Source organism: Steroidobacter gossypii (assembly GCF_016801985.1).
GTDB lineage: Bacteria > Pseudomonadota > Gammaproteobacteria > Steroidobacterales > Steroidobacteraceae > Steroidobacter > Steroidobacter gossypii.
In genome coordinates this window covers 103,455-115,333 of sequence record NZ_JAEVLS010000006.1, presented here as the reverse complement: position 1 = coordinate 115,333, position 11,879 = coordinate 103,455, and the positions used below count along the sequence as shown (strand labels likewise).

Genomic DNA, 11,879 nt, shown 5'->3' with positions numbered 1-11,879 from the left:
CGCCTGCGCCGTCGCTCAGTCGTTCTGCCAGGGGAAGGTGGTGGCGATCGAGAAAATCACGCGCCCCTCGGTGTTGAACACGTCGTCGCCGGAGAACCCGTTGTCGCCGCGATCCAGATCGGTGTCGACGTACCTTAGCGACAGATTGAACTGGTTGACGGTGTAGCCGATGCCCACCGAGTAGTCGAAGTACTCGGCGTCCAGGTCTTCGAAATAATCGCCGGTGCTGTAGCCGGCGTGGAAGTTCAAGCTCAAGGCATCCGACAAGGGCACACTCACATCGCCGGTCACGTAGATGGAGTTTTCGCCCGTGTTACCCCAGTCGTTCGAGTAATACACGCCGCCGGAGAACATGTCGTAGCTGAGCTTGCCGTAGATCTCGGGGTAGTTGATGTCGGAGTCGTCCGGATAAGCGTAGTACACGAAGCCCACGTCCCAGCCGAGCCCGTCTTCGGCGCCGCCGGAGAAGCCGGTGTACAGGTCCACTTCGTAGTCGACGTCCGAATCGAAGTCGACGTTGCTGGCCCATGCGCCCACGTACCAGCCGTTGTCCATGGAAAAATCCAGGCTGCCTTGCAGGGCGGGATCCTTGGCCGACTGAGATATGCCGCGGAAGTCGTACTCGTTGGTCAACGCCCAGGTCGACGAAACATCGGCGTTCGCTGTCGCCGCCGCGCCCAGTAATCCGACAGTAGCCAGAATCCTCAGTTGACGCATACGTCTCCCCTTTGTGGTGAGAAAGGAACACGCCGTGCCCGGCATGTGCTTCGAGTTGATTTAGTCGGCCAGATCCACGCGATTCTGCGGCAGAAAAGCTACAATCGCACCCGAGAACACACAATGCAGCAAGCATGCCAACACGTTCAGCCAGCGCTGGGGCGGCTCTGGATGGTGCAACCCGGGCCCACATGCCCCAACCTGGGGCGCGCCACCCGCGGCATGCACTAAGCCGGCTCGTAGATCACATACAACTTGGCGGTGGGCTCCAAAACCTCCCAAACGCCGCTGAATCCCGCGGGAATGACGAAAGATGCGCCGGCGGAGAAGGTCCAGCCACGACCCGATTCATGTTCGATTCGCACGCGGCCGCGCGTGATGTAGCAGAACTCGTTTTCTGAATATTTCACGCGCCACTTGCCGGGCGTGCTCTCCCAGATCCCAGCGAAAAAGCGGCCAGTGCTATCGCTGAAATAGTTGCGCGCCACCTGTTCGGGATTGCCCGCAAGCAGCCGCTCCACCGGCGGCTTGGAACGATTGGTCTCGGGGACCGCCGACGTGAAGTCCACGATCAAGGAACTGGTTATATCGGACATCACGATGCTCGCTAAACACATTCGAGGATCTCGACTGTAGAGGCTGACCGCGGCGCTGGCCAGAAGAAATGCCGCCACGAAACAGCGGCCGGCGGAACCACCGCCGGCCGCATGGCAACGAAGCTCACTCGTTGCGCGCCACCGCGGAGGTGGCCATCGGCCGGATCGAGAGACTCACCCGGCGCTCCCAGGCATAGGCCTCCAGATCTCCCTTCGGCGCCGTGGTCAGATCCGAGCCGTGAGCCGCCAACTGGATCTGCTCCGGCGCGGCGCCGCCGCGAATCAGCGCCTCACGAACCGCATTCGCGCGCTCCAACGAGAGCTCGAGATTCTTTTCCGACGAGCCACGCGGATCGGCGAAGCCGTGCAATTGCACTTCCAACTCACCATGCAGCGCCAGGAGCTTGCCGAGATCTTCCAGCTTGGTGACCACGTCCGAATCCATCGTCGCTTCGTTGGTACGGAACATCACATCCGCATGCAGGCGCTGCGCGAGCGCGTCGAGCATTTCGTCGCCACCGGTACGCTCACTCGCCTTGGCCAGCGCGATGCGCGTATCGATCAGCTCCTGCTCGAGCTTCTTGGAATGATCTTCCACCTGTTTGGCGTGCAGCTGCGCTCGCGACGCCGTGCCGATGCTGTCACCAAGAATGCCGCCGAACATGAATCCCACCGCCGCACCGACCGGGCCGCCGACGATGGCGCCCGCCGCCGCGCCGCTGAACATGCCGACGCCTTCTTCCTTGGTGAACTTGTTCTTTTCGCCCGCATGAGCCGCACCGCCGCTCACCGCAATGGCCACCGCTGCAATCAAAGCTTTCTTGAACATAGTCGCGCTCCTCATCGAACCGGCCGTCGTTGCTCCCCTTGCGGGAGGCGGGTGACGTTTGCCCGTGGGAGCTATTCAAGACCCGGATGCGGACGCAATCCGATGCGCGCTATGGCGAGGTGGGGAAAGAATGTGGCGAATTGTGCGGGCTGGGCGCTGCGAGCTTAGAGAGTGCTATTCAGATGCCCGCCATCCACAACGATCGTCGCGCCACTCATGTAACTCGACGCATCCGACGCCAACAACAACAGCGGCCCTTCCAATTCGTGCAGCTCGCCAAGCCTTCGCGACGGCATGCGCTTGATCATCTGCGCTCCACCTTCGGTATCGAAGAACTCTTTGTTGATGTCCGTGGCGAAATAACCCGGCGCGATGCCATTCACTCGAATCTTGTAACGCGCCAACTCCAGCGCCATCGACCTCGTGAGCTGCGTCAGCCCTGCCTTCGAAGCCGCGTACGGCGCAATCTGCCCCGCTTGCCTGAAGCTCAAGATCGACTCGATGTTGATGATGCTGCCGCCCTTGCCGTCCATGCGCATACGTCGCGCCACCTCGGTCGCGACTAGAAACGCGCCTCGCAGATTTACATCGATGACGGCATCGAAATCATCCGCGGTCTGCTCCAGCAGCGGCTTGCCGATCGACACACCCGAGTTGTTGACCAGGACGTCGATGCGGCCGAACTCATCGGCGACGGTTTGCACAGCCTGCCGGATCGATTCGGCATCGGTGACATCGAGCTTCACCGTCGTGGCCACACCGCCTGCCTCGCGAATCTCCGTCGCAATCGCCTTCAGCGCCTCCACCCGCCTCGCCGCCAACCCCACCTTCGCCCCTTCCGCCGCCAACACGCGCGCAAAATGCTCGCCAAAGCCGCTCGAAGCGCCGGTGATCAAAACTGCCTTACCCTTTACGGAAAATCGCTGGCTGCTGGTCATGCCTTCCCCCTGTGAACCGGGGCGACTGTAGCAAACCGCGCCTTGCGGAAAAGCCGTCGGAACGGCGTAGTTGCTCTCGTTCTGGCCGGCTCGCATTCGGCTGGTTCGGCGCTGTTTTTGGCCCGAAGCCAGCGCTTTGCAGCTTTTTACCTGGAATCCGGCGCCGCGATCTTGACACCCCGGACCGCCCCCAGGAGAATCGCCGCCCCCGCCTCCCGGGACCGCCCTTGCTCGGCGCCCCGACAGTTGGCAACGGCTTGGAAAGGTAGCTCAGCCGGTTAGAGCACGGCACTCATAATGCCGGGGTCGAGGGTTCGAGTCCCTCCCTTTCCACCATACATTTCCCTTCTCATCCGCGACTTAGCCCCTCATGGCGGGGTCCTACTGCCATACTAGTGCCAAATGCTAGGGACACCTGAGGACGGCTGGGGCTGATACTGGGCACAGCGGGAGTGGGCGACCTGGCTGCGTGGGGCATGCCTCCATGGCCCGACGAAAGGCCTCAAGATCGGCGTCCTGCGAGCCTCGATCCAAGCGGCATAAACCTCCGGCATGGTCTGCATGCTGTGCCCGTGCTGCTTGGCGACCCAGAGCAGATTCTTGCCCAGCATCAGGTTCCAGCTCGCGAAAGAACAGATGCATGACAAGGCGGCAGCGGATGGACCGGGGACATGCCCGGGCCTATGGTCGGAATCTGAAGCCTTCAACGCGCCGCAGAGTCGCCGTCGTCCTCGCCTTCGGGCGGGTTCGATTGGCCGTGAAACAGAGACAGTGGATCGCTCGCGGGAAACGAGTCCGCGAGCGCCTCATCGAGCCACTGATCGTCCGCTGCTGCACGGTCTGTCGAATATGCGTCCGGTCCAGCGATGTTCATTGCATTCACTTCGATCCGCCACGGACGAATCGCCTCTGGTCAATGATGAAACGCGCGTTCGCGCAGCTGCGAGGCGTTCCTCGCAGCCCATTGCGAATGCGACTTCAGTCGCGAATAAACGCGAGCAAATCAGGATTGATGATTTCCGGGTGCGTCGAGCGCGTTTCGTACACGTTCGGCATCGAATGGCATGTGCCGCAGTCGTTTGCCCGTCAATGCAAAGAAGGCATTCGCAACGGCAGCACCGGTCATCGGGACGCCCAACTCGCCGACGCCGCTCGGCGGCGCGCTCGACGGCACGATCTCGACGCGAATCTCCGGCACGTCGCGCAGCCGCATGAACGTGTACTCGTGAAGGTTGCTCTGCTGGACTTCGCCCTGTTTGATCGTGATGCGCTCCTTCAGCGCCCCGGACAGTCCCCACACGATCGCGCCTTCGACTTGCGCGATGATGTTGCGCGGGTGCACCGCCAAGCCCGGGTCGACTGCCGCCCAGAAGCGATGAACACGCACGACGCCGGACGTGCGGTCCACGGAAATCTCCGCGACGCCCGCCGCCATCGACGCTTTGTACGGCGCGAGCGAGAGACCATGCGCGCGCCCTTCCGGCGCCTCGCCGAACTGCGACATCGCAACGACGCGATCGAGCACCGCGAGCGCACGGACATTTCCGGCGAGATGCCGGCGGCGAAACTCGACCGGATCCGCCTTCGCTTCCGCCGCGAGCTCGTCCATGAACGCCTCGACCGCAAACGCGTTGTGACCGGCGCCAATACCGCGCCATGCCGCGATGCGCGCCCGCCGCGTCGTGATGACGTGTTCCGCGAGCAAGTGAGGCACGCCGTATTCACTCAACTCCGCACCCTCCATGACGAACAGGTCGCGATTGTTCGCACGCGCGAGATTCTCTGCCGAGTAGTAGCCCGCGACCGACGGACACGCGATGCGGTGATGCCACGCTTCGACGTTCCCATCGGTGCTCAACGACGCGCGCAGTAGTTGCGCGGTCGCCGGGCGAAACCAACCATTGCGCACATCCTCTTCGCGCGTCCACAGCAGTTTCACCGGGCGTCGCACCTGGCGCGACACGATGAGCGCGTCGCGCAACAGCTCGCGCGTGAACATCGTGCGACGTCCGAAACCGCCGCCCATTTGCAGCAGATGCACACGGATCTTCTCGGGCGTCGTTTGTAGCACCTGGGTCGCGACACCGAGCGCGACACTCGGGGCTTGCGTACCGATCCAGATCTCCGCGCTCTTTCCGTCCGCCCCCACCGACGCGACGGCGGCCAGCGGTTCGAGCTGCGCGTGATAGACGTAGTTGGTTGCATATTCGCGCGTCACGACGCGCTCGGCTCGTGAGATCTCGGCGAGCGCCGCGCCCCGTTCGCGCCAAGCGGCGCCGCGGCGATTCAGATCTTTGGCTGTCGCAACATCCGCTTGCAGATCCTGCTCGCTATCGGCGGAGCGAAGCTCCGAAGCCTGACTCCACTCGACCTTCAGAGCCGCCTTTCCAGCGAGTGCGGCTTCGCAGCGCTCTGCGACGATCGCGACACCTTCAGGCAACCGAACGATGTCTACGACGCCTGGGATAGCCTTCGCGGCCACAGCGTCGATCGCGGTCGGCGCCTCGCCTTCCACCGGCGCGCGCAGCACGGCCGCATGCAGCATTCCTGGAAGACGCATGTCGATCGTGTATTGCTGCTCGCCGCGCGTCTTTGGCGGCACGTCGGCGCGTTCGACGTTCGTGCCGATCAGTCGATAAGCGGAGCGCGGTTTCAAATCGGCATCCGTGATCGCAGGCACGCTGCTGACCGCGCGCAGAACAGCGATCTCGCCGAATCGCAGCTTGCGTCCGCTCGGATGATGCACGATCGATCCGCTCGACGACTCGAGCTGCGAGGGAGCAACGCCCCAGTGACGCGCGGCGGAGTAGATCAATACGCGCCGTGCGGCTGCGCCGGCTCGGCGCAAGGTATCAAAGTACGCTTCGATCGAGGTGCTGCCCGCGGTATACAGCATGCCGAAGATCTTCGGATTGCCATAAGTCTTGGCATCGTGCGTGACCATCTCGACGCGCACGCGCGACCAATCCGCATCCATCTCCTCCGCGACGATGAGCGGCAGCGAGGTGAGCACGCCCTGGCCCATCTCTGCCGAGCCGGACTTCACCGTGACGATGTCGTCGCGGTCGATCGTGATCCAGGCGTTCAACGCGTGCGTGGCCGGCGGCGCTTCCGATGCGCTCGCCACTTCGATTGCGCCATCGGCGAGTAGCGCGACACTCAAGCCACCGCTCGCGGCGAGGAATGCGCGCCGACTCCATCGCCCAGGCGGCACTGCGAAGGTGCTCATGTTGCCACCTCCTTCGCGGCGCGTTCGATTGCGCGCACGATGCCTTGATACGTGCCGCAGCGACACAGATTGCCATCCATGTGCCGCACGATTTGCTCGCGCGTCGGTTGCTTCACATGCTGCAACAGTGCGGCTGCTTGCATGATCTGACCCGACTGACAGTAGCCGCATTGCGGGACCTGCTCCGCAATCCATGCCTTCTGCAGCGGATGATCGCCGGCTGGCGCGAGCCCTTCGATCGTCGTGATCTGCTTGCCGACGACGGACGACGCCGGTGTGATGCACGCGCGTTTCGGCACACCGTCGACGTGCACCGTGCACGCGCCGCACATCGCGATGCCGCAGCCATACTTCGTGCCAGTGAGCCCGAGATGCTCTCGCAAGACCCACAGCAGTGCGGTATCTCCATCGGCGTCGACGTGGCGCGTCGAGCCATTGACGTTGAGTGTCAGCATGATTTCTCCAGCGTGAGCCGAATGTGCGCGGTGACTAGTTCGTCGGGCACGGACCGCCGGCAGCGGCCCAGATCCGGAATTGCGCGACGAATTCCTCGTGTGCGATCGGCACTGGCGGGCGATTGCCGCCGGGGTTCCAACCCCATAGCACGAGCTTGTCCGTCGTAACATGCTTGTCGAGCGCTGCGAGATGGCGATTGCCGTTGAAGCGCGGATCCTTGATCGACTCGCACAACTCACGCGGCGACATCCCGATCCACGCCATTTTTTGATGCGGCGGCGGCAATCCCCAATGCGGCGCACCGGGCGGTGCGTGTGGGCCCATGTGAGCGGGCGAGTTCGCTTCGCCATGACACGAGGAGCACGCGAAGCCCTCACCGCCGTGACCATCCGGCCCGCGCACGACGCTCATCGCGTGCGGCACGCCCGCATCGAATTGCAGCGGTGAGTCGCCGGCAATGTGACAGTTCTGGCAACGCGGATGCATGAAGACGGCATGCACGGTCTGGAACGCCTCGATCGCGGCGCTGTCGCTTGCATGGTGTCTTGTTGAGGGCTGAGCACACGCCGCAAGCGCGAGCGCACAGAGTCCGGCGGATGTGGAATGTTGGGCGCTCATGACGCCACGCTCGCGACGACGTTCGGCTTGAGAAGATCTGCGAAGCCCATCCTGTGTAGCATCTCGTCGCGGACGCGATCGATGACGGCGAAGGCGATCGACGCGCCATCTTCGCTGGGATCGATGTGCACGCGGAACGGGCGCTCGCCGAACGGCGCATCGACAACGCACGCGATCGCGCCCGCCACTCGTCCGGGGTCGGCGTCTTCAGGAATGATCTTGTCGAACACCTGCTGGATCTGCTGCGCCAAGCCCTTGTAAGGGCCTGCGTCGTACTCCGCAGCACGCGCCTCATCGGCGGGGCGTCCCGAATGCGCGAAGTGATTCGTGCCACGATTGAAAGCGCCCGGAACGATGATCGAGGTCTCGATGCCCCACCGCGACAACTCACGCGCGTACTGAACCGCCAATGCATCCATGCCCGCCTTCGCCGCGAAATACGGCGCGAGATAAGGCGGCGTGCCGCCAGCACAGCTGGAAGAGGACACCCAAACCAACAGTCCTTGTCGCTGCCTGCGCATGTACGGCAACACTGCCCGATTCACGCGCTGAGTGGACAGTACGTTGATGTCGTAGAGCTCCGCGAACTGCTCGGGCGTAAAGGCCTCCGCCGGTCCAAAGACCATGTGTCCGGCGTTATGCACGACGACGTCGATGCGACCATGCTCCTGCATGATGTTCGCAATCGCTGCATCGACCGATGCCTGTTTGCCGACGTCGAGCTCGAGCGCTCGCAGATCGACGCCCTGCTCCTGGGCGTACGCCTGTACGTCGCGAACTTGCGGCGCGTTGTGCCCTGTCGTCTCGCGCATCGAGGCGTACACGGTGTGGCCCGATACCGCGAGGGCATTGGCTGTGAGGCGACCGAAACCGCTCGAGGCGCCGGTCACCAGGATGATCTTGATCGTCATAATTCTTGCTCCATTGGATGTTGCGGAATCTGCTTGCGACGGAAGGACCTTGTCGGCCGATCAGACGCTGCCTCCGTTCGCACGCAGCACCTGACCGTTGATCCACGCACCGTCTGGTCCGGCGAGAAAGGCAACGACGGCAGCGATATCGGCGGGTGTTCCCAGACGCTCCAGCGGGGCAATCTTCTTGAAGCGTTCGATGAGTTCAGGCGGCTTGCCTTCCAGAAACAGATCGGTCGCCGTCGGCCCAGGTGCAATGGCGTTCACGGTGATGTTTCGGCCGCGCATTTCGTTCGCGAGCACGTGTGTGAGCGCTTCGACAGCGCCCTTCGTCGCGGCATAGACGCCGTAAGTCGCCTGATACAGCCCGACGACGCTTGAGGAGCAGCTGATGATCCGCCCGCCACTGCGCAATCGCCGCGCCGCCTCTCGCATGCCGTTGAACACACCTTTCAGATTCACCGCGACATGACGATCGAAGAGCGCATCGTCGGCATCTGCAATAAGCTCGAGCTGCATGATGCCGGCGTTGTTGACGAGCACATCGATCCCGCCGAATACCTGCTCTGCCTCGTCGAACATCGCGCGCACGGCGGTTGGGTTGCTCACGTCGGCACGCGCGGCGCGCGCGGACCCGCCGCCCGCACGGATGCGCTCAATCAGCGCCTCGGGGTCGGCAGCACTGCCGGCGTAGTTGACGACCACATTGAATCCGTCCGCGGCGAGGCGCTGCGCGATTGCTGCTCCGATTCCGCGGCTGGCGCCTGTGACAATGGCGGTTCGTTGTGACCACTGCATCGCGCATCTCCATTGATTCGAGCGAGAAGTGACAAGCTATCTGCGTTCCGGATGGCCCGCCGTTCCGGGATTGCGCACACTGTCTCGCTATTGCTGAGCTGAAGATGCGGCCGGTCTGCTTCGAAGTCTGGGCGGAGCGACAGCTCAGTGACGCGGCTCGGCATCCGCACCAAGGGGAGCTATGAGCAAGACGATTCGCAGGGGCGACGACGAGCTACAGTCGCCGGCGATACTCGGTGGGGCTCGCGCCCACGTGTTTGCGAAATGCCGCGGCGAAGGCTGAAGGCGTCTGGTAGCCGGCCACCAGCGCAACATCGGTGATGCGCATCGCCGGATCCGCGAGCAGCTTGCGCGACAAGTCCATTCGCAATCGAGTCAGCCACTCATGCGGCGTATAACCGGTCGCCACTCTGAACGCCGTGCAGAAATAATATCGGCTCAGGTTCAGCGTGTCGGCGAGCTCGCCGAGCCCGATTTCCTCACCGAGATGTTCCTGCATGTAAGCCGTCACGCGCTTGACCTGCCACTGCGCGAGGCCCCGCCGTGGCGACGATGCGAGCGGACCCGCGAACGCGGAATGCTCCCTGAGAAGCTGCAAGGTGATCAGGTCGACCAACTGCTCCATGAACAGTCGCTTGCCCGGATCGCCGGGATCGCCTTCGTCGAACAGCAACTCCAGCAGCTTGAACAGCTTCGGGTCGCGGAAGGTCACCCGATCGACCAGCTCGATGCGCCGATCGCCCGCAAACTGCTCGGACACGGACCGCAGGCGAGTTGGGCCCAGAAAGAGCGTTCCGACTTCGATGGGGCGATCGCTCGCACGTACGGCATCGCGTTCCATGGGGCAGAGACTGAAGGTACCGGGAGCGAAGGTTGCGACGTGCAGCTTGCCGTCGGTTTTTACCGTCCCACGCGAGAAGCCGCCGAAATGCGCAACGATGACGTGCTCCTCCATGGGTCGCTGATATCCCGAGAACGGCGGATTCAACCAGCGTGCACTCAGCCGAGCGCCACATGAAAGGGTTTGCGGAAGCAGCGGCGGCGACGCGCCGACGACACGCGTCACTTCCCCGATCGAGCTAGCAAGAGCACTCATGAGCGCCGCCATGGATCACAATGCGACACGTGCCAGAGACTCAAGATCGTCGCGCATCTCGCCTCTCCCCGCCACTCGAGTTCGGCTGGCGCGTTGCAACACCCTGCTCGCTCTGCTTCAGCAGCAGCTGGCTGTAAATCTCCCATGCATTGCGCTCTACCCAGTTGTGCGCCAGCACTCCATCCTCGCGAACCGCGAGCACGGCTGTGCCCACCATCGAGATCGGTTGCCCGTCCGGCTCGGTACCGAGGATGCCGTTGTTTCTGCCCGTGACTCGCCACCGCGAGGCAACGCGATCGCCCGCCTCGTTCTGAAACGTCTCGATGACCTCGAATTCCAGCTCAAGGAGCTTGCTTTGGAACTCGATGACCCACTGCTTGAACGCGGCCCGCCCATGGATCTGCTGGCCTGCGGAAGTGATCACGAAATCTTCAGCGACAAGTCGATCGATCGCGTCCGGGTTCTGCGGCCTCATCCAGACTTCGCGCCAGAAGGTTTCCACGATTGCGACAGCGTCTTTGCGAGCCATGTTCGATCCTCTGCACTGCGCGAAAGCAGTACTGTGCGGTCGAATGTTGGCCGCGTCGACGCGTCTGCGGTGATGACCTCGATAACTATTCGTGATGGGACGCGTCGACGACAACACCCTCGGTGGCGCGTAGCATTGGAATCACGAAATCAGTGAACGCTCTGACCGCCGGGCGCATGAAACGAACGGATGGATATGCCCAGAACACGTCGTTGGACTTGACCTCGTACTCCGGAAGGATGCGGACGAGCTTGCCGGCAGCGAGCTCTTCGAGAACCAGCAACTGCTGGACCGGTCCGGCCGCGTGGCCGCCCAGCAACGTGTTCGTGATGACCTGCGGATTGTTCGTGCGCAGGACCTCTTTCACCTTCGCGTCGATGACAGCGCCATCGCGGTGAGTCAGCGTGAGCGTTCTCTGCGCCGAAGCGACAGCGGCGGTCGTGGTCACGCGCACTTCGTTCAGTCGGTCAATCGACTCGATGGGACCAACCTTGGCGAGGAAATCAGGGGAAGCAACGAGAATGCGGCGGATTGCTCCCAGCCGGCGGATGACGATGTCCTTGCCTTCGGGGCGCCCGTACTTCACGCCGATATCGAAATTGTCGTAGACGAGATCGACGGTGCGGTCTTCAAGAACGAGATCCACACTCACAGACGGATGCTTGCGTTGAAACTCCAGCACGATCGGGTGCAAGTGCTTTGCACCGATACAGGTGGGCGCATGAACCCGCAACAACCCTTCGACTTCGCGCATGTCGCGTCGGACACATTCAAGGGCGGCGTCGATCGTCATGAGCCCGGTTCGAGTCGCCTCGTAAAACGTCTGACCAAGCGATGTGGGACGCACGGCTCGCGCGGAGCGCTCGATCAAGCGCGCGCCCACTTCACGCTCGAGATTGCGCAGATGCTTCGTGATTGCGGGCTGCGACACGCCCAGGTCGCGCGCAGCCGCAGTGACGGATCCGCGCTCTACGGTGCGAATGAAGGCGCGAAGCGCGGTCGTGAGATCCACAGTCGTTGTCCATTGCACACACAGATCGACACAGTTTAGATCAGCCACGAACCAAATAGGATACGAGACCCCAATGATGCGCCGAGAACATTCTCGATTTCGCCAACCACATTCTCCACTGGGAGGTTCCAGGGCAGTAACCAGCTGGGC

At 62.8% G+C, this 11,879-nt stretch carries 13 protein-coding genes and 1 tRNA gene; 1 reads left to right on the top strand and 13 read right to left on the bottom strand.

Going from position 1 to position 11,879, the window contains the following annotated elements; genetic code table 11:
- Positions 1–15 precede the first annotated feature (15 nt).
- The 4 genes from JM946_RS24260 to JM946_RS24245 all read right to left on the bottom strand — a co-directional run bounded on the left by JM946_RS24260 (position 16) and on the right by JM946_RS24245 (position 3,080).
- Positions 16–717: a TorF family putative porin gene (locus JM946_RS24260; RefSeq protein ID WP_203169969.1), complete on the bottom strand. Its 702-nt coding sequence runs from the start codon at positions 715–717 to the stop codon at positions 16–18.
- A gap of 227 nt (positions 718–944) precedes the next feature.
- Entirely contained in the window at positions 945–1,313 is a 369-nt protein-coding gene (locus JM946_RS24255; RefSeq protein ID WP_203169968.1) for a cupin domain-containing protein, read from the bottom strand.
- Positions 1,314–1,437: 124 nt separating this feature from the next.
- Complete coding sequence (locus JM946_RS24250) at positions 1,438–2,142, bottom strand: OmpA family protein (RefSeq protein WP_203169967.1); 705 nt, start codon at positions 2,140–2,142, stop codon at positions 1,438–1,440.
- A 164-nt stretch (positions 2,143–2,306) separates the two neighbouring features.
- Positions 2,307–3,080, bottom strand: a complete 774-nt coding sequence (locus JM946_RS24245) for an SDR family NAD(P)-dependent oxidoreductase (RefSeq protein ID WP_203169966.1) — start codon at positions 3,078–3,080, stop codon at positions 2,307–2,309.
- Positions 3,081–3,339: 259 nt separating this feature from the next.
- On the opposite strand from JM946_RS24245, the gene JM946_RS24240 reads away from it, so the two are divergent.
- Positions 3,340–3,416, top strand: a tRNA-Met gene (locus JM946_RS24240).
- A gap of 367 nt (positions 3,417–3,783) precedes the next feature.
- Here the strand turns inward: JM946_RS24240 and JM946_RS24235 are convergent.
- The 9 genes from JM946_RS24235 to JM946_RS30665 form a co-directional block, all read right to left on the bottom strand.
- A complete protein-coding gene (locus JM946_RS24235) occupies positions 3,784–3,954 on the bottom strand; it encodes a hypothetical protein (RefSeq protein WP_203169965.1) in 171 nt (56 codons plus the stop codon).
- A 129-nt stretch (positions 3,955–4,083) separates the two neighbouring features.
- Entirely contained in the window at positions 4,084–6,309 is a 2,226-nt protein-coding gene (locus JM946_RS24230) for a xanthine dehydrogenase family protein molybdopterin-binding subunit (protein WP_203169964.1), read from the bottom strand.
- Positions 6,306–6,764 (bottom strand): (2Fe-2S)-binding protein, encoded by a 459-nt coding sequence (locus JM946_RS24225; protein ID WP_203169963.1) that lies wholly within the window; start codon positions 6,762–6,764, stop codon positions 6,306–6,308. The genes JM946_RS24230 and JM946_RS24225 overlap by 4 nt, the downstream gene beginning before the upstream one ends.
- Before the next feature lie 34 nt (positions 6,765–6,798).
- Positions 6,799–7,383: an Isoquinoline 1-oxidoreductase subunit gene (locus tag JM946_RS24220; protein ID WP_203169962.1), complete on the bottom strand. Its 585-nt coding sequence runs from the start codon at positions 7,381–7,383 to the stop codon at positions 6,799–6,801.
- A complete protein-coding gene (locus JM946_RS24215) occupies positions 7,380–8,294 on the bottom strand; it encodes an SDR family oxidoreductase (protein WP_203169961.1) in 915 nt (304 codons plus the stop codon). The genes JM946_RS24220 and JM946_RS24215 overlap by 4 nt, the downstream gene beginning before the upstream one ends.
- Positions 8,295–8,354: 60 nt before the next feature.
- A complete protein-coding gene (locus JM946_RS24210; protein ID WP_203169960.1) occupies positions 8,355–9,092 on the bottom strand; it encodes an SDR family oxidoreductase in 738 nt (245 codons plus the stop codon).
- 214 nt (positions 9,093–9,306) lie between these two features.
- On the bottom strand, positions 9,307–10,188 hold the full coding sequence (locus tag JM946_RS24205) for a helix-turn-helix transcriptional regulator (RefSeq protein WP_203169959.1): 882 nt from the start codon (positions 10,186–10,188) through the stop codon (positions 9,307–9,309).
- Between the two features lie 40 nt (positions 10,189–10,228).
- On the bottom strand, positions 10,229–10,717 hold the full coding sequence (locus tag JM946_RS24200; protein WP_203169958.1) for an ester cyclase: 489 nt from the start codon (positions 10,715–10,717) through the stop codon (positions 10,229–10,231).
- 85 nt (positions 10,718–10,802) lie between these two features.
- A complete protein-coding gene (locus JM946_RS30665; RefSeq protein WP_407700598.1) occupies positions 10,803–11,729 on the bottom strand; it encodes a LysR family transcriptional regulator in 927 nt (308 codons plus the stop codon).
- Positions 11,730–11,879: the final 150 nt, after the last annotated feature.